The sequence below is a fragment of the Ruegeria arenilitoris genome (assembly GCF_013032445.1).
Classification (GTDB): domain Bacteria; phylum Pseudomonadota; class Alphaproteobacteria; order Rhodobacterales; family Rhodobacteraceae; genus Ruegeria; species Ruegeria arenilitoris_F.
The window spans coordinates 1-18,256 of the sequence record NZ_WQCA01000038.1 but is presented as its reverse complement, the minus strand read 5'-3'; the positions used below and the strand labels follow the sequence as shown (position 1 = coordinate 18,256).

The following is an 18,256-nucleotide window of genomic DNA, read 5'->3' as shown; positions in this document are numbered from 1 at the left end:
GCGTTTCAGGCGCATGCGAAGTTTACAGAAATTCGCCGCTGTCCATTCCTCCGTATACAACCATTTCAACCAGGAGCGATCGCTCACCAGCCGAGACACCTTCAAGCTGACACGCACCACCGCTCATAGCGAGTGGCGTCAACTTTGTTCCGCATAGGTTCGCGGTTTCTGTGGAAAACTGAGACTGGTTCGAATTCGTCTTATAGCACCCTTTAAAAGGTTATACTTCTTGCAGAACATAATGTTGCAGCCTTTAAACTGAGACGGAGGCTGACAAGGGCAACTCATCTGGTTATGCGTAATATTCGGTTTAAATTTGTTGGTTTGGCAGGATGAATCGGGATCGAGATTTGACACGCAGAGCGTTTAAGGGAGCAGCCTGGATGGGCGGAGCCTCACTGATGCGCATTGCAATTCGAATGCTAGCAGTGGCGGTGCTTGCGCGCTTGGTGACTCCGGCAGATTTCGGGATCGCGGCAGCTTCGCTTATCGTTGTAGATTTCGCGATTATGTTGGGGCAGTTGGGACTTTCGTCAGCGATTATTCAAAGACAAGAGATTTTGGCTCGTCACGTAGCTACAGCATTCGGTGTCGGCTTGCTTTTGACAGTATTATTGACTGTTGGAATGTGGTTTGCAGGTCCAGTTTTTGCCCACTTATTGGCCATCGACGAAGTTTCATTTGTCACTAAGTTCCTTACACTGATGGTTCTATTCCGTGTCTTAGGTGGACTTTCAGAGGCGATTTTGGCCCGTAGTCTGAAATCCCGTGAGATTGCAATGTCATCATTGATCAGTTGGGCGCTCGCGACCTTTTTCGTAGCAATACCGCTCGCCTATTTAGATTTTGGGTATTGGGCTCTGGTTGCGATGAGCATTGCTGAGGCTGCCGTTTGGTGCTCGATGCTTGCCTATTTCGCTCGCGAAGAATTGCGGACACCCTGGATAGATCGGCAGTCGCTTAGTGAGCTCATACCGCTTGGGATCGGTTTTGCGGTCATGGCACCGTTTTCGTTCATGTCCAAAAACATTGATCGGCTCTTGCTAGCTCGACTTTTGGGAGCATCCGACCTAGGTCTTTACTCCCGATCGGCTTTTTTAGCAAAGACAGGATTGACTGTTTTTAGCGGAATAATGCGTACCACTGCCTTTCCTAGCTTGTCTATTGTGCAGGGCGACGCGGCTCGCGTAAGCAAGGCATTAAGAAGTGGGCTGGCAGTTACAGCTCTACTCACAGTTCCAGCAGGTGTATTTTGCGCGTGTTTCGCGGTTGAGATAGTCTCGGTTATGCTTGGCTCTCGTTGGGCTGCAGCGGCGATACCGTTGGCAACTTTCGGGGTGTCGTTCTATCCAGTTTTGGGCCAGAGATTTCTTATAAGCATTTTTCAATCTACAGGTCGCCCATATGCGCTGATACCAATTCAAATACTATATCTTGTGTTGTTGTCAGTCTTGATTATTGGGCTGCATGAGTTCGGTTTGTCGGCAGTGTGCTTAGGAGTCGCAACCGCAGCATTCGTCCAGTTCTACCTGTCTCTCAGATTGACCAAGAAAACGGTTATTATCGAATGGGCGGCGATAGCCAAACTTCACTGGCCGTCCCTTCTGTCTGGTTTTGGAGTTTTGCTGGTTGGGTTGGCGACAAAGTACTTAACATTTGGTATGTCTTCATGGGTAACGTTGGGTCTTGGAATTGTAATGGTTTCGTTTTCTTTGTTGGTCGCAACTTACGTTAGTCCAACGCTTTTTTTAGGGCGCGAAGGTATCGACTTGGCAAAAAAAGTACTGGGGAGCCGTGCAAGCTTTTTGGGTTCGGGAACAAAATAGAGCTATCGGCAACTAAAAATTGCATCGATAGAGGCTAAAACCGGGTAGGTTCTCAAATTCTTAGGGTCAGGATTCATCATTAATAGATAACGATTGCCGCGAGCGTGATGGCGGAGAGAAAGACTTTTTGACAACGATCATAGCGGGTTGCCACGCGCCTCCAATCCTTGAATCTGCCGAACATGATCTCGATCCGATTGCGTCGCTTGTACCGGCGTTTGTCGTATTTGACTGGGGCCTTGCGCTGCTTCCCGCCAAGGATGCAGACGCGTATCCCTTTGTCTTTTAACGCATCCCTGAACCAGCTGGCGTCATAGCCGCGGTCTCCGAATAGACAGTCGACTTTTGGCAAACTACTGAGTAACGCCCGTGCGCCGATGTAATCGCTGACCTGACCGGCAGTGACGAGTAGATCAAGCGGTCGTCCCTAGCTGTCGCAGATGGCGTGCAGCTTCGTGTTCATGCCGCCCTTGGTCCGACCGATCAGGCGTCCACGTTCCCCTTTTTGACGCCCAAACTGGTCGCTGTGCAGTGCGCCTTCAGGTAGGTAGCATCTATCATCACGGTGTTCTCGTCGCCGTGTTTAGCGGCTAATCCTGACATCATCTGCGCGAAGCCCCCTTTCTAGCTCCAGCGTTTCCAGCGGCTGTAAAGCGTCTCGTACGGTCCGTATTCCTTGGGAGTGTCGCGCCACCGCAAACCGTTGCGATTGATGGAGATAATCCTGCTCAACACTCTCTTGTCATCGACCCGTGGCTTGTTGTGCGACTTTGGAAAGAATGGGGAAAGTGTGGCCATCTGATCGTCGGTCAGCCAGTAAAGGTCGCTCATGTCACCACTCCATTTTTCGAAGCCGTGAATCATGCGCACAGTGAGAATCAATGTATCCTGAGCCTAGTTTAGCTCTATGGTTTTGTTCATAATGATCCAATCTCGATCGGAAATTTTGAACTCAGGCGCTAAGAATTCTACAAGGTTTTTAATATCGTCTTGGTCAATGCGAAAATGCAGGAAACGAAGGTTTCCTTCAAAAAATCTTAGCGCGTTTTCGACGTGTGCCTTGCGTTTCGACCGCCAGATTTCTATGACGCCATCAGTATCTGTAGCGTAATACTTCATAGCTTCCCTAACAAGGCTGCCGCCTTTGTGCTTTTTGCGAGATTGAAGCCACTTGTTTTCGTCTCGATCATTTAGAATAAAAAATGCCTCGGGATACAAATCATGAAATAATTCGAAGTACTCAATTGCTTCGACTTGGCTAGTTTCTGAAAAGAAAAACAAATCGCTATATGCAGTGTGCCGATCGAGAAGTTTCCTTAATGCCGCCCGATCAGAGCTGCGCCTTACCACCTCACTTGCTAAGCTGAAGTATATTTTCTGTAGAGGCTTTCTTAACAACAACGGATTAAAATCGACCATAGGTGCGTGGTAATGGACGGACCGGATCGCAGCACTTTTTAGTAGGTGGTCGAGTGAAGTTGTCCCACACTTGTTGTAACCTATGAAGAATATCTTGGTCTGTGGGCTTAGAATTTGAGTGCGGATGTTGTGCAGTTTCTCTCGCAAGGCCGCCACGTCACCCCTCCTGTTGAAAGTACTTTTTCGTCTCAAACGAAACACTTGTGAATACAATGCCGCAATAGAAGCTTACTAGTGACAGCTAACAAAATTATACAGAGTTGAGTGTGCCGTTGCGCGAGTTTGTTTCTTTTATTCAGTCGCCGTTTCAATTTTGTAACCGAACCGCTCTGCTGTGAGCCTCGTGCGGGAAAGAATTTCAGCTGCTTTTTCTTCGCCGATCCGACTGCGGGCGCGCTGGTTCACGGACGCATCAATAAAATCGCCCAAATTTTTTATGGCGACTTTAGTCCATCCCGTCGCCGCATCTTCGTTTTTGTTTCGGTCCGAGCCAAAACGTTTCGTTCTCAAATTGATCTGGCCGTTCGGTGGTGGGGATAACTGTAAAGTTTCATAAACTGACATGGCGAATGTTTCCGGGTTTCGTAAGAGGTCCTCAAATCGAAAGACAGGTATGTCGTTGTTCTCGAGCTTTTGTCGCCAAAATAGTTCAAGTACGGAATTATACCAATCGATAGCTTCGTTCAATGAATTTCCTGATCTAATAAGGCTTTCACATTGCCCTACAGGCTCACGAAGAAACAGAACGAACCGCGTACCAGGATGGGCTGCTGAAATGGCAGGGTTGAATACACTATAGAAATCCATGACTTTAGTTGCAAATTGCGTGGCAGTCGGCTTTTTTACAACTTCTGTTTTATAGATATCTTCGAGTCTTTTTGCGGAAGTGGCGCCAATAAACGGGTCGGCGGCGGTGAAGCCATATTTGTAGCGTAGTACCCGAAATGCCTTTCCGATTCGCCGGGTTGGAAAAACCTCTCTATGCCATTCTTTTGAGGTTATAATATGGGGAGAACTAGCCAATATTGAGAAGAATATTGCCGACCCACCGCGGCCAAAACAGTTTACTCCCACAACATTCATTTAGACCGACCTCCAAAAATTAAAATACGAAATGAGAGTGCCTGAGCCTGTCTCAGTAGAATAGGTGCTTACCTTCAGCAACACGAGAGAAATCGGCGGTCAAGAGCAATAATTTCAACGCTTTGTGGATTTGCTGGCATTGATCAAAGCGGTCAGGATCTATTCAGGTTCAGGAAGGGGGTTCATAGTTTCGACACTAAGGTGCATTGTCCGGTTCACCTCTGTGATTCGCTTCTTTACAGAAGCGATGCTGTAGTGATCGTTGACTATTTTTGCAGCACTTTTGGCACGAGAAGCCGCCTCATTGGGTTGGTCCAATAGTTCTTGAATGCTGTTAGCTATCTCCGTTGGTTCGACGGAAGAAAGAGGCAGGATGTTCTTCTCGTTTCCGTAGTCATTTATGCCTCCTACTAAGGGAGAAATTACCGGAATGCCTGCGTGCATTGCTTCTAGCGCCACGATACATAGTCCTTCGTGACGGCTCGCTAAAACAAAGCAATCTGAAGGTTGCTCTGGCCAGTTTTCAACGAATCCTGAAAATTTAACAGTATTCGTCAAATCTAATTTTTTTACGAGCGTCCTGCATTTGTGTAGATTTTCACCTTCACCGAACAACGTGAGCGAAACCTCTTTACCTCTATTTCTTAGAATGGAAATAGCTTCAATTATGGCGGATTGGTTTTTTGTGTTGGTAAAGCGCCCCGTGTTGATCACTCGAAAAGGTTTGGTGCTATTAGGGTGTTGATAGCATTTTGCTGGGGTGTCAAAAAAAACCAATGGAACGATAGAAGTCTGTTTCGGTTCGCGAAAATAAAGACGTCTTAAAGTGGTCTTTAATGTGAAATTTGCGTCGGCGAAAACCCAGTCCACCCTTGATGAAGTCAGCTTGAAGGCAAGTTCGTAGAGGCGTTTTGCTAAGTGTGTGTTGTGTTCGTAAGATATGAAGGTAATCTTGGGTTTTGTCCAGCACGCTAGCCTGGCAACAATGTTTGCCTGGGGCAAGGAACCAATAACGATGTCGGGGTTCATTTGAGAAATCAACTTCGACAATCGAAAAAATGATACCGCCAAGTCTTTCATGGTCATTCTGTCGGATGCGGAAAAATAAATAACTTTGTAGCCCAAAGCGGTCAGGCCATCATCCAACCTGCCGTTTCCCCGGGATATCGCTACAATAGTAATTTCAAATCCGTCGAATAGGCCTAACTCCAGCAGTGTTTTAACGCCGATTTCGGCTCCGCCACGATTGAATGAGTTGAGAAAGTACAGCAGTTTTGGTGGAGTAGACATGTCTAAGGCGACCAACAGCTAAATAGTTTTCCGACCACTTATTGGCTTTCATGTATCCCGAGAGCACGTCGTCGAGTTTGCAGGTTCGAGTTCAACAAGCGATACGATAGGTTGGGAATAAGCCATACAACCAAGAAAGATGCCCATGTACGGGGGCTGAATGGATACAGATCCAAGGAGAGTTTCAGTAGTTTTCTCGCGGCAGCAGGGTTCGCTAAAATGTAGTGCTGGTTGCCGAGTTTGCGCGCGCGTTCAGCAAGCCTTCTGGGAACATATTTCAGTAATTCAGGGTCATCTAAAACGGCTTTTAGTGCTATAGTCGCATGGTCCTGCATAACGTCAAGACTGGCACCGGTGAGACTAGAGCGATGATACCTTTTTCTAGTTAGCGGCGTATCGACAAAACCGAACCTTGAAACCCGTGACATCCGGATCCAGAGATCTGTATCCTCAAAGAGCTTTACGTGTTCATCAAACCCACCAGATTCTTCAAACGCAGTTCGCCTGAAAACTGTCGTCGATGGTACAATAGGTGGATCGTTCAGGAAGTATGCCCTGGTTTGGTTTTCCGCTGTGCTCAAGTCGATTGCATTTACACGCCTGTAAGAGTCAGGGTCTCCATCTGCGAACGTGTAGTAGTCAGAGTAAACCAATCCAATTTTTTTATCCCTATCCAACACTGCAATCTGGAGCTCTAGTTTTTCTGGTTCCCAAATGTCATCACCATCCAGAATGGCTATATAGGGCCCAGAACACTTGCCAATCGCAAGGTTTCTCTGCGCTGGTAACCGATTGCCGCCGGGCCCAAAGTAAACTGAAATTCGAGGGTCCCAACTCCTAATATTCTCTAGAACTTTGATTGTTTCACTGTCGGAGCCGTCGTCTACCACGACAATTGAGGCAATGCGAGTGCTCGCGGTTTGAGCTAGTACAGATTGCACTGCTTCCTTGATAAATAAGCCTTCGTTATAACAGGTGATAACTACGTCAACTGAAGCGCAGCCCTGCGCAGAACATGAATTTTGTTGCATTCCATCGTGAGTTTGGTTGGATGACCCCAAAGTACTCATTGCCCAACACTCTGATCTTTTTCGGAACTCTCTGGAAATAGTACAATATTGTCGACTTCCACGACGTCGCCCGGTCTCAGTATATCATCAAAGCTGGCATCCGAAGTAGTCGCCTTATCACCAGTTCCACGGATCAAGTAGAGCTTCAGGTCTTCCTCAAACTGCCGCAGTATACTGCCCGCGCCTCCATCATTTAGTACGAGGCTTTCTTGAGCACCCAGAATCTCACTGGAAAGTGACTTTATTCTGGGCTCGAGAGTGGCGCGCGCCTCCAACAATTCCACATTGAAGGAGCTATCAAAGATATCAATGCGTTGATGGATCAATTTTCTCTGTAGTTCAAGTTCAGCAAGGATGCTCTCTGCTTCCAAAGTGTTGGAAGACAACGCCAACAGAGACTGCCGTGCGTTACTAAGAACACTTGCGCGAGCTAAACCTTTTTCAACCAATGTTTCTGCGCTGATTACTTCTTCCTTAGCAAGTTCAATCAGTTGCTCTTGATTGCGAAGTTTCTCGTTAAACAAGTCAATTCTTTTGGTCAGTGTCGCCAGTTGATCTTCCAGGTGCCCATACTCAGTCAAGCGTTCGCGCAACATCAGTCTCACCTGATCTTTTCGGGATAGAATAAAGGCTTCGAAGTTTTCTTTGTTTACCGAAACTGATGGCAAGCCGGACATTGAAAGGTTCTCGTCGCGTTCGAATAGGGCATTCAAGCTCCAAAGCTCGGCGACTAAGTTGGCGTGTTCAATGGCGAGAGTCGTTAGATTCGACCTGAGTACTGGAGCGTTTACCAGCGCTTCTTGGGGCGAAATCAAAGACGAGAGAACACCACCACCACTTGCTAAGGCGGTTCGCACAGTCATTCCCGGCTGGAACTCAACAGGACCCGGCCTTGCGACATCGCCAGTTACAAAGACGGGGAGATAAGATTTCATACCAAGATAAATACTGGTTCCATCTATCGTAACCTGGAACCATTCCCCTGATGGGGAATAAATCGAAATGACCATACCTGCGGTCTCAAGGTTAATGTTCTCTCGCAATTCTGTCAGTGTGAACCCACTTGCTTGGAACGATCCCAACCTTGGAAAACTAACTTTTCCGTCAATATCTATGCGTGATACCACGGTACTGTCGGGTAGCTCTCCAATTGATAATGTTATCTCATCTCCCGGGGTAAGGATGTACTCGGCCTTCACAATATTGGGCAGTATCAGGCCAAACACTAACGTCGGCAAAATTCTTAACCAACATCTTCCTGCTAGAGAGCGGAACTTCTTATTAAACCAAGGGAAAACCCATTGCCTGAACCAGGTGAAAGCACTCACCGGGTCTCTGAAAAGCACCTGACTAGCCCTTGTGATAGTCTGAGTAGGAATAGTATGAGACACCTCGGTAACTGGCCTCCTTTTTCAAGTCGACTGCGTTAAAGATTATCCCAGAAACAGTGATATCCAAACTCCTAAGTTTTTTTAGAGCGTTTGTAACAAGTTCCCGGGTACTTTTAATCCGTGAAACCACGAAAAAGACTTCATCACATGAATGCGAGATCATACTGATGTCTTGGACCGGAGTTATGGGTGGAGTATCCAAGATGATAATGTCGTACTCTTTCTTGAGGTTTTCGATGAGCTCTTTAAAACGGTCACCTGAGAGAATATCAGGACCCACTGACTGCGATCCGTGCGACGGTATTAAATCTAAGTTGTAAACGGGGTCGGGCTGAATGACATCTGATGCCGAAGCTCTACCAAGCAAGTAGTCACCAAGATCTAGATAATCATCTCCCTGTAGAATTCGAGAAAGTTGAGACCGCCTGAGGTCGCAGTCAATCAGAATTTGTCGCTTTTCGTAAAAATGCGCGTGAAATAAAGCCAATGCCATCGAAATCAAGGTTTTACCTTCTCCGGGGATTGAAGAGGTAATAGCAACAACCACGGGTTGGTCATTGTTTTTGGTCAATAGGCGATAACTGATGGCTCGCAGGGCTTCAACATATTCCGTATAGGGTTGACTTACTAGCTTATCAAGTATGCCAATCTTGTCGTCGCCTTCGTCGTGAACAAGAGGCAGGCTCGAGATGACGGGAAGCCCCGTTAGTTTTTCAAGTTCGTCGCGGGTTTCGATTGTACTGCGGAACGCCTCTTGAAGCAGCACGAACACTACCCCTAAGAAACCTCCCGCTATAAATGCTGCCGCAACGAGTAGTTTCATACCCGGACCAATGGGCTTTAAAGGAGGGGTTGCGATCTCTACTATGCCCACGTTTGATTTAGTTAATTCGCCTATTGCGTCCGCCTGTCGTATTTGTTCAAGGAAGCGTTCGAATATGAGCGCGTCCGCGTTCGCCTTTCGCTCCAACTGGACAAGCTGAAACTGAGCGACGTTTTGTCGGGTTAAACGCTCTTCTATCTGGTTCAGGCTATTACTGATTGCTGCTTCTCGCAGCTTTGAGGCTTCAAGAGCCTGCTCGAGTGCAACACTTCTTTCTTCCGTGTCGGGTGACAGGCCAGACTGCACTTCGAGCACGCGGTTTTCAAGTGTCTTTCGTTGGGCAATGGTTTCACTGAGGCTATCTTGAAGGCGGCTGTAACTGTTTGACAGTGCAGTACTTTGCTCTTGATCGCCAAGTCCGGTCTCGCGTCTGAACTTGTCTACCGCATCTGCTGATTCCTGCATTTTTGCCTCAAGTTCGCTCAATTGGTTGTTAAGCCAATCCACAGTCTCCCTCGTGGCATTTAGACGTTCTTGGATTTCAATTTTCAGGTAAGCTTGAACAATTGCATTGGTGATACGGGCTGCTTTATCCGCTTCGTCTGCCGTGACAGACAGTTTCAATATTTGCGAGTATCCCAATTGCTCAATTTCCACAGCTTTTTGCAGGCGACGCAAAACAATCCTGTTTGTAGTGTCATCCACGTTTTGGGGTTGAACTTGGTCAGTGTCTGACACTTCAGGCTCAGTCGTTACTGCGGAGTTCTTTTCTGCAGCATTCTCCGTGGCTTCGCCGCTGCGCGGGTTAAAATAGGGATCGGATATCAGGCCCTGAGAGTTTATGACTTCTTGTAAGACACTGCTTGACTTAATCACTCGCAACTCATTGCTGAGAGTGATGTTTATTTCTTCACTATTGCGACTTGATGTTCCAAGTGCTTCCTGAACATCAACCAGGCTACCTTTGCTTTGACCGATTCGAACCAGTGCTGAGGACTGGTACAGCTCTGGCCGAGTAAGAGCGAATAGAACCCCGCCCAAAGCGCAAAGCAATGCGCAGCCCAAAATAAACCTGTGTCGACTCCATATCAGCCTTATCCATAGGGATATATTGGCGACGTTATCCTCGGTGCTGGTTGATATGGGGTCCCTAACTAATATTGTATATATTCCGTATATAGTGGTTTCTTTTGAAAGTGTTGGTGCGCGAGCACAAGTTCCACAAGGATGTAGCCTACAGAGTTTTTGACGATTTAAAAGACAATCGAGTTAGCCAATGCTCAGTTGCGATAAGCCTCTGTTCCAATCTATGCACTACTCCTAAACATGCACGTTTTTTGAGCTTTGTTGACTGCGAACTGGGGTTGGCTACGGAATTACCGGAAAGAATCTCCAAAGGTTTGCTATAAAACACTGACAATGTAGATTTTTGGTCGCAAGATCCGCCGCGGAGAATGCTGGTACATCGGGTGCAAGGTTTTTTAAGTTGGTGCGCGTGGCTGTGTGCCGGGAAAGCTTAGTGGAACCGCTAAAATCTCCAATACACGGGCTTCTAAATTCCACAGCAGATGCTCACTAAATTACGACGACTAAAGACCTACTCTGATAGTGCGGATATACTGTTCTCTATAGAACCACTTTGTTACACGATTGTAAGGGTTGAGATGAATGAAGATTATTCACGTTATCACGTGTCTGCTCAATGGCGGGTCAGAGGAAAATACGATTGCAACATGTAACGCTCAGGCTGAACGTGGGCATGAGGTCTGGTTACTCTACGGACAAGAATGCGATAGCGAAAGAAAATCTACAATCTCCGGGAAAGTGAAAACGCAACAAATCCAGGGTCTTGTAAGGGAATTAAGCCCGATCAGAGATTTAAGAGCCTTTTCGAGAATTTGCGGCGCCATTCGGCAGATTTCTCCAAATGTAATTCATACACATGCCTCAAAGGCGGGTATTCTCGGTCGCGCGGCCGCATGGCGATGTCGAACGCCTATTGTTCTGCATGGCGTTCACATTTTGCCTTTCCTGAATGTATCGCCGGTAAAGCGCATCGTGTACCTATCGCTCGAGAAGCTGGTTGCGCTGAACACTGACGCCTACATTGCCGTTTCCCAAGGGATGCACGACGCGAACCTCAAAGCTGGGCTGGGAAAAGCCGAAAATAATTTTGTTGTCTATTCCGGGATGGATCTCGATCGCTTCCGTCGTGCGTCTGCGTTGGATCAGCTTCCAAAAGGTAGAGTTTTGATTATGGCGGCTTCTTTGGAGCCAAGAAAGAGACATTTGGAGTTTATCAGCGTCTTTGCGCGATTGGTTAAGAAGCATCCAGATCTGCATCTTTACCTTGTTGGACAAGGAGAGTGTGAGAACGCCATCAGAGAGAGTGTGGATCAATATGGGCTACGCCAACACGTTCATCTTGTAGGCTTTCAAAAAAATGTCGAGCAGTACATTGCCTCCGCCGATATTTGCGTTCTTGCGTCAATGCGCGAAGGCTTGCCCCGAGTTTTGGTCCAATACGTCGCCGCAGGTAAGCCAATGGTAGTTACTTGGTTACCAGGCATCGAAGAAATTGTTCGGGATGGATCTAACGGCTTGGTTGTTGAAACAGGGAGCGTTGCTGAAATGCAGAGGCACTTGGATCAATTGTTGACCGACGCCGAAATGCTTGAAACGATGACTAGTTGCGCGCGCCAATTTGATACTTCTAAATGGTCACTAGACGCAATGGAGCCAAAAGTTGAAGCGGTTATAAATAAAGTTGCTCTTCGAAAGGGTATACCTGTGAACGAAGAACATGCGCTAAGTTCTTTGGAGACCGAAGCGGAAGTTTCTCGCTGATCCGCTGCACGGAGCTTTCAAACTTTGCCAATGTAAGCTTTTCTAGAAGAGCTCTTTAGGTGTTGCAGCTTTATTACTTTGAACACTGGGAGTGTTGCGAAAGAAGTGGGTGTGTATCGCTAATGTTGAACAAGATTCGATGCTTAGTTGAATATTTTAAATGGATTTTGTGCGTTGTGCCGTCCGCATTTACTGCAGCGCTTCTACTTTCCTCGTCAGCAGTTGAAGCTCAGGCAACTGATCCAGAGGCGGAAGGTAATCTGTTTAACTTGTTGGATGTGCCGGAGCTATTGGTGAACGGTTACACCCAGGATGACACACCTGAGGGTCCTGTAAGAAACTTGGGCGCCACAGGCTTCAATCCAATCGACGCCGTGCAGGACGATCCCAAGAAGCAACCTACCTACGGCAATACCGATTCCGGAATCAGTTTTGCGGCAGGTAGCCGTCAACATCTAAATTTTGGTCATGTTGACGATGCCCTAAAAAGCTACCGATGGATGCTTTTGCTTTTGAAGGTTGAGCCGCCAAATTCAGCAGAAGATCGTGTCACTCTACTAAGTGTCAATGAAGATGAACTGGCGGGAGGGCGAGTACCGAGGGTGGAATACAGTGGCAAGTCCGGAATTAGTGTCAGCTGGCGCGGGCAGGGGCCTAGCGGTTCGAGGACATATAGTCTTTCCAACCATGGTTTGATTGCTGACGGTGAAACTTGGAACATAGTTTTGGTCTACCGCAGGCACGGGCGGTTGTTTCTTAGCGTTAATGGCCAGAGTGATCCGGAAGTTTCAGATACATTAACCTTCTCCGCGCCTTCGTCACGTAAGGATGCCAAGAGCTTTATTGGCGACCCCCAAGGCGGCTCACTTGGCTGGTCGTTTGATGCGATCATCTTTGGGCAAACTGAATTGTCTGAAGCTCTGGCTGATAAAATTGTTGGGTGGGCAGCCAGGCGCATCGGGTCTTTATACCTCTTACCAGAAGAGTTTGCCTATCGTTCAGAACCTCCGATGCACGATGAGCGGGATTTTCCTGCGCGGTATTCCCATGATGAGCAACTATGGTCAGATAGCTGGTATTCAATCCCTGAGAATTCTCGAATGGAGCATCTGGGAAAGCCGCTGCCTTCGGATGAGGGATATGTGCGTGTCTTTTTGGACGATTTCCGTGAAAACTCGGTGTCTCGGAGTGATGCAAGCGAAGGAGGTCAAGGCGGAATATGGTTTGCACCTGGTTGGAACGGTGGGGTGGGCAAAGACGCGCAACTAGAAAATCTAAAACGTGGGGCGGACCTCTATACCCACGATCCCGACAGCTCCACTTTGACTTTGTCCATAGGTTTCGACAAACAATGGAAGGGGTCAGCGATCTATAGTGTGAACGACGTTGGCCAAGGGCGTTCTTGGGAAGGTGGCGGCATATTCAGGGCACGTGTAAAATTGCCAGAGATTGATGGAAACCCAGGAGTGGGCTTCTTTCCGGCAATCTTGTGGTTTTACAATCTCGAGCATTTGTTTTGGAGGACATCGGAAAGAATTGAAATCGACGGATTTGAATTTGAAGGAAATGATGATCAATGGATCAATGGTGGCTCCGCCCATGTTCATGCGGGTGAGTATCCTGGCAAATTTGGACACCTGGAAAAAGACATAGCCCATGAAAAGATGTTTGCTGCGCGGTTGGACATCGATATCTGGGATGGAAAATTCCATCTCTGGGAACTTCGTATAGAGCCCGATTTTACTTACTTGGGGGTCGACGGAACTGAGTTGGCTCGAGTAGCGACCCCTAGAGAGTTTCTTGAGCGGGTATACATGATCGCGGACTATGCTCTGCGACTTAAGCATGGTGAGCCCGATCAGAATGTTCGTCATGACATGGTGTTGGACTACATCGAAGTTCTTCAGCGCGAAGAAAAGCTGGAAGGTTTCACGAAACCCTTTTCTGCCCGTCCAACCATTGTGGGAGAAGCACTGGTTGGGAAAACTCTGCACTGTGCCGCGGATCTGGAAACCGACATCAAAGATATTTGGTATTACTGGTACTCCGACGGCTACCCGCGTGGTTTCAGCCCTGATCCCAAGTATGAGATTACACAATCAGACTCTGGGTCCGAGGTCCGATGCATGATGAAACTTGTTGGTGCCGTAAACCAGCCTGAGGCTTGGAGTGATAAATTACGTGTGGGAGGTGCGTAGGAAGGTGTTGGGCCGAATTCATAGGTTCACGCCAGTTTCTTTAGAAATCTGATCGAAAGCAAAAACTTCGCTACACCTTATCGCGCCGGACAGTGTTGGAATTAGCCGGTTTGTAGCGGTGTTGTGTACCCTTGTAGAGTTTGATGAATGACAAAAAAATCGATCACAAATATAGCAAAAGTTGGCAGAAGTAGCGCTAACTCGCACTCAAAAATTGTGGTGATGTTAACCTGTCAATACTCTGAAATCTTGGGAGGTGCCGAAAAGCAATGTGCGGCGCTTACGCAAAATCTGATCGAGGCCGGCGTCAATGTTGTTGTAGTCACAAGTCGTGTGCCAGGCTTTAAACCAAGAAAGGAAGAAAAAGGCGTTGTAAGGTTTTGGACATATCGCCCACCGCAATTGGCTGGGCGTTACTTACCAGCATCTTTGCTATGGGCGCTTCAAGTTCTGATATGGATAGCGTGGAACCACCGACGTGTATCGGTTCTTCACTGTCACCAGTTGCGAATAAACGCTTATGTCGCCGCCTTGGCATATCAGATTTTTGGAATACCAACTGTCATGAAGCTAGGCGTAGGCGGAGAGCGCAATGACTTCAATATCATTAGCCAGAAAAAGTACATTGTGGGCCGGTCCGGCGCTAAGTTCGTAGCCCGCCGATCATCGGCTGTCGTCGCGATTTCCAGTGAAATAGAAAAGAATTGCCTGGAGTGGGGAGTTCCCAGTGAACGAGTGCTTCGAATTCCCAATGGTGTGGATGTTGACCAAGTTGAGGAAATTGCCGTTGGGCGCGGGAACCCTAGAACAGAAGGGTTTAATAATATGGTCATATTGGCCTACGTGGGGAGGCTTTCAGATGAAAAGAATGTCTCTCAAATTGTAGATGCGGTGAGCACGCTGGCGTGCAAGGGAAGCTACCGATTGGAACTGTTGGGTGACGGCCCGTTACTTAACTCAATTGCAAAGAGTTCAGCTTCAAAAAGAGGGCAGAAAATCGATTGCAAAGGAAGGGTTAACAACGTCTTTGATCACTTGCAGCGAATGCACTTCCTTTTATTGGTATCTTCATCTGAGGGGCTTTCCAATGCTCTGCTCGAAGCGGCATGCGCCGGAGTCGTGCCAATATTGTCGGATGTCAGCGGAAATAGAGATGTCGTGGATTTCTGCGACTACCCTCTGTTTGTCGCGGGAACTTCGACGGAAGACATACAGGTCGGGCTTCGTGCAGCGCTTTCCATGAGTTCATACGAATGGGAGAGATGGTCTACAAAAATAGCCGATAGCGCTCGAAAAAGATACGACTCCAAGGCTGTTCGCGACAGGTATCTCGTCTTGTACGAAAACCTATCTGGAGAGAGTTACTCGAAACCCGCATTTTACACATGACAAGTTTGGTAAATTCTGCACATACAAAAAATACCAACTTGGAGCCAACTGCCCAAAAGTATGAACGTTTCTTGTTCATCCTTTTATTTGCCGGGTTTTCTTCGATATTTTTAGGGCTGGACTTAAAGACACCACTCCTTGTTCTTAAACCTTTTGACTTAGTGTGTTTAGTTTGCACGCCAATATTGATCGGCGGATCACTATTGAAACGGCGGTTGAGCTTCTCGACAGGATTTGGTCTGGTACTATTTTTTCTGACTATTAACGTCGCACTTGCATTTCCCATCTCAGCTAAGAACGGTATTCGAGAGACCATTCAGGCAGTTGAACTTGCGATGTTCGGCTACGTCTTGGTCCTCTATGCAGGTCAGCTTGACTGGATCCGCATGGCAAGAACGTTCATTCTAGTTTCAATTCTGATAACTTGTTTCAATGTTTACTGGCATGTTGCGAGTGGTTTTTACTTTGGTTGGAAGCGGCTGGATGAGCCAAAGCTGCTGTTCTCTTATGCCGTTCCAGTAATCTTCGCGCTAATGATATGCACAAAACGGCGTGCCCGACTGATAGACTACGTTGTTATTGGGCTCATCGCGGGCCTATTGGTGATGAGCGGTGAAAGAAAAGCTCAGTTGGCTTTCATTCTGAATCTGGTGTTGCTACTATCCGCAGGCTACGTTCGCTTGAGTGTACTTTCCGCGTTAGCTCTTTGCACTCTTCCTTTTGTTGCGATGCTTATCGCCTCTGATGACTACCTGACACGCCAGCTGTTTTCGGTATTTAACTTTGGGCAGTTCGAGGATTTTACACTGGCGGAAATGGCCACCGGCAAGATAGGTATAACGCAAAGCAACTCGCAAAGAATATTTTCTGGGCAACTAACCTGGGATCTTGTTCGAGTTAACCCATTTTTGGGCCTTGGGACTAACGGATATACAATTTTTGTCCGAGAAAACTATCACTGGCTGCCACAGTATTTTCTGACAAGTATTCATAACGAGTTTCAACGTGTATTAGTTGAAAATGGCATGCTGGGTCTAGTCGCCTATACCTTGCCTTGGGTCCGTTCTTTGTCCTATGGTGTTCTGATATATGTAAAAAATGGAAAACGGTATGCCGCAATTTTCTTCATGTTTTGGGTTACCTTTTTCATCCAATGTTTTTTTGAAGGTTCTGGGAACGAAGCGTTTTTAGCTTTCTTATTCGTGGCTTTGCTCCCCGAGCTTTTTTATCAACGGCTAAGTCATCAGTTCGCGTACTCAGTAGACCCTAAATAACACTTTATGCAGCTTTTAAGAACGTTAGTTCAGGTAGCTCACTAAATTCAAACTTCTAATCCAGAGACTTACGCTTAAAAAATTGTCTTCATCTTTTCGAAAATGGCCGTCGATAGTACGTTAGTGGCCTGTTCTACGAAGCACGACACCGGCGGTTTTCACGAGAATAGTTAGATCTTTGCGCAAACTCATAGTCTCATGGTATTCTTTGTCGAGACGAACGCGTTCGGCGTACTGCACATCGTTTCGACCCGAAATCTGCCACAATCCAGTTATTCCCGGGCGTAAGGCGGTGTATGCAATCTGGTTCTCACCATATAGTTCAAGCTCGCTTTCGACGATGGGTCTTGGGCCAACAAAGCTCATGTCACCTCTTGCGACATTCCAAATTTGAGGAAGTTCATCTAGGCTTGTCTGTCTTAGAAATGATCCTGTAAACGTAATCCGGGGATCTGATCGCAACTTTCTTGCTTCATGCCACTCAGCTTTGGCGTCAGCGTTATCTTCAAGATAGGCTGCCAGCTTAGTTTCGGCGTCTGGCACCATTGTGCGAATCTTCCAACACATGAATGGTTTTCCGTCACGACCAACCCTTGCATGACCAAAAAATGCCGGGCCTCCATCAAATCGAACAATAAGTGCCAGCATGAGAATTAAAGGTACAAAAACTGGAGCTAGTATTAAGGTAAGGAGAATGTCCAGCGCCCTTTTGTTGTTCGCCGAATTGGCGTGATACAATCTCAATCGACCATGGTATGGGCAATCGACGGTTTGGGGCGATTTTTCTTCGCGAATAGTCTGGTACTCCGGCATCCGGTCAATCCACATAGCTATTCAAAATTGAATTTTCACAGCAACAATTCCCTAGAAGTTATTTCTTTTATTGCCCTCGACAACCTACCTCGCCAACAACGATAGCTTGAATCTTCGGTCATGTTACTTGATTCTGCGTTCAACGCTTGAAACATATGGCAATTTTGAAATATTTGTACGAAAATTGAGCAATCTTATGGTGCTTCATGAAGGTGAATTCCAATTTCACTATTAATGTTAGCGGCTTGCTCGCAATTTACATGGTGGCAATTTTTTGCCGATTGCTTAACTTCTTTATCACGATACAAAAAAAGGCACGTTTGTTGGTCTTGTCAGAAGAACTTGGGTTAAGGTGGGCAGGGTGCTCTCGTATCCTTCGCGAATGAGTAAGCAATCGCAATTCAAGTGCTTCTGCACAGCCTCATCTGACTGGTCCAAATTGATTGTTAGTGCATCGTCGGCCTGTATTCCATTGGGATGGTGGAAAGGTCTTCCGGACGCTGAGCATCATTGATGAGTATAGCCGGGAATGTCTGGCGATTAAGGTGAAGCGCAAGCTGAACTCGACAGATGTGATCGATGTTCTGACAGACCTGTTCATTCTGCGCGGCGCTCCCGCATTCATCCGGTCGGATAAGGGCCCTGAGTTCGTTGCACAGGAGGTCTTGTCAGAGGAACTTTGCTTGAGCAGGGCAGGGCGGTTACGTAGCTTTTGCCCATGACCAAACCTGCCTCTTACAAATACTTCAAAACCAGTCCCGAGATCATCCGCCTTGCAGTGATGCTGTACATCCGATTCCCTCTCTCGCTTCGGAATGTCGAAGATCTACTGC

General features: G+C 47.1%; 12 protein-coding genes and 4 pseudogenes. 8 read left to right on the top strand and 8 right to left on the bottom strand.

Translation table 11 applies throughout. The features are described 5' to 3' along the window. Positions 1 to 157: pseudogene (locus GOW98_RS25935) on the top strand (IS6 family transposase); the annotation flags it as partial. A 175-nt stretch (positions 158 to 332) separates the two neighbouring features. Further along, entirely contained in the window at positions 333 to 1,826 is a 1,494-nt protein-coding gene (locus GOW98_RS23805) for an oligosaccharide flippase family protein (RefSeq protein ID WP_302479319.1), read from the top strand. A 79-nt stretch (positions 1,827 to 1,905) separates the two neighbouring features. Here GOW98_RS23805 and GOW98_RS23800 read toward each other — a convergent pair. From GOW98_RS23800 to GOW98_RS23770, 7 genes and pseudogenes are all read right to left on the bottom strand, one after another. Beyond that, positions 1,906 to 2,657: pseudogene (locus GOW98_RS23800) on the bottom strand (IS5 family transposase). Between the two features lie 63 nt (positions 2,658 to 2,720). Continuing rightward, on the bottom strand, positions 2,721 to 3,401 hold the full coding sequence (locus GOW98_RS23795) for a sulfotransferase (RefSeq protein WP_170336818.1): 681 nt from the start codon (positions 3,399 to 3,401) through the stop codon (positions 2,721 to 2,723). Positions 3,402 to 3,536: 135 nt separating this feature from the next. Further along, positions 3,537 to 4,328, bottom strand: a complete 792-nt coding sequence (locus GOW98_RS23790; RefSeq protein ID WP_170336815.1) for a sulfotransferase — start codon at positions 4,326 to 4,328, stop codon at positions 3,537 to 3,539. A gap of 159 nt (positions 4,329 to 4,487) precedes the next feature. Next, the gene (locus tag GOW98_RS23785; RefSeq protein WP_170336813.1) at positions 4,488 to 5,618 is read right to left on the bottom strand and encodes a glycosyltransferase; all 1,131 of its coding nucleotides are present in this window, start codon (positions 5,616 to 5,618) and stop codon (positions 4,488 to 4,490) included. Between the two features lie 38 nt (positions 5,619 to 5,656). After that, complete coding sequence (locus GOW98_RS23780; protein WP_170336811.1) at positions 5,657 to 6,688, bottom strand: glycosyltransferase family 2 protein; 1,032 nt, start codon at positions 6,686 to 6,688, stop codon at positions 5,657 to 5,659. Then, entirely contained in the window at positions 6,685 to 8,016 is a 1,332-nt protein-coding gene (locus tag GOW98_RS23775) for a polysaccharide biosynthesis/export family protein (RefSeq protein ID WP_170336809.1), read from the bottom strand. Before GOW98_RS23775 ends, GOW98_RS23780 begins: the two co-directional genes overlap by 4 nt. Before the next feature lie 22 nt (positions 8,017 to 8,038). After that, the gene (locus GOW98_RS23770) at positions 8,039 to 9,991 is read right to left on the bottom strand and encodes a GumC family protein (protein ID WP_367646895.1); all 1,953 of its coding nucleotides are present in this window, start codon (positions 9,989 to 9,991) and stop codon (positions 8,039 to 8,041) included. Positions 9,992 to 10,570: 579 nt separating this feature from the next. Between GOW98_RS23770 and GOW98_RS23765 the strand changes: the two genes are divergently transcribed. The 4 genes from GOW98_RS23765 (at position 10,571) to GOW98_RS23750 (ending at position 16,610) form a co-directional block, all read left to right on the top strand. Next, entirely contained in the window at positions 10,571 to 11,749 is a 1,179-nt protein-coding gene (locus GOW98_RS23765; RefSeq protein ID WP_170336805.1) for a glycosyltransferase family 4 protein, read from the top strand. A 122-nt stretch (positions 11,750 to 11,871) separates the two neighbouring features. Further along, the gene (locus tag GOW98_RS23760) at positions 11,872 to 13,947 is read left to right on the top strand and encodes a hypothetical protein (RefSeq protein ID WP_170336803.1); all 2,076 of its coding nucleotides are present in this window, start codon (positions 11,872 to 11,874) and stop codon (positions 13,945 to 13,947) included. 147 nt (positions 13,948 to 14,094) lie between these two features. Beyond that, on the top strand, positions 14,095 to 15,336 hold the full coding sequence (locus tag GOW98_RS23755; protein ID WP_170336801.1) for a glycosyltransferase family 4 protein: 1,242 nt from the start codon (positions 14,095 to 14,097) through the stop codon (positions 15,334 to 15,336). Continuing rightward, positions 15,333 to 16,610: an O-antigen ligase family protein gene (locus tag GOW98_RS23750; protein ID WP_170336799.1), complete on the top strand. Its 1,278-nt coding sequence runs from the start codon at positions 15,333 to 15,335 to the stop codon at positions 16,608 to 16,610. The genes GOW98_RS23755 and GOW98_RS23750 overlap by 4 nt, the downstream gene beginning before the upstream one ends. A gap of 120 nt (positions 16,611 to 16,730) precedes the next feature. Here the strand turns inward: GOW98_RS23750 and GOW98_RS23745 are convergent, their stop codons facing one another. After that, positions 16,731 to 17,423, bottom strand: a complete 693-nt coding sequence (locus tag GOW98_RS23745) for a sugar transferase (RefSeq protein ID WP_170336797.1) — start codon at positions 17,421 to 17,423, stop codon at positions 16,731 to 16,733. 482 nt (positions 17,424 to 17,905) lie between these two features. Between GOW98_RS23745 and GOW98_RS23740 the strand changes: the two are divergent. Beyond that, positions 17,906 to 18,088 (top strand): annotated as a pseudogene (locus tag GOW98_RS23740) (DDE-type integrase/transposase/recombinase); the annotation flags it as partial. A 53-nt stretch (positions 18,089 to 18,141) separates the two neighbouring features. Then, positions 18,142 to 18,256 (top strand): annotated as a pseudogene (locus tag GOW98_RS25930) (IS6 family transposase); the annotation flags it as partial.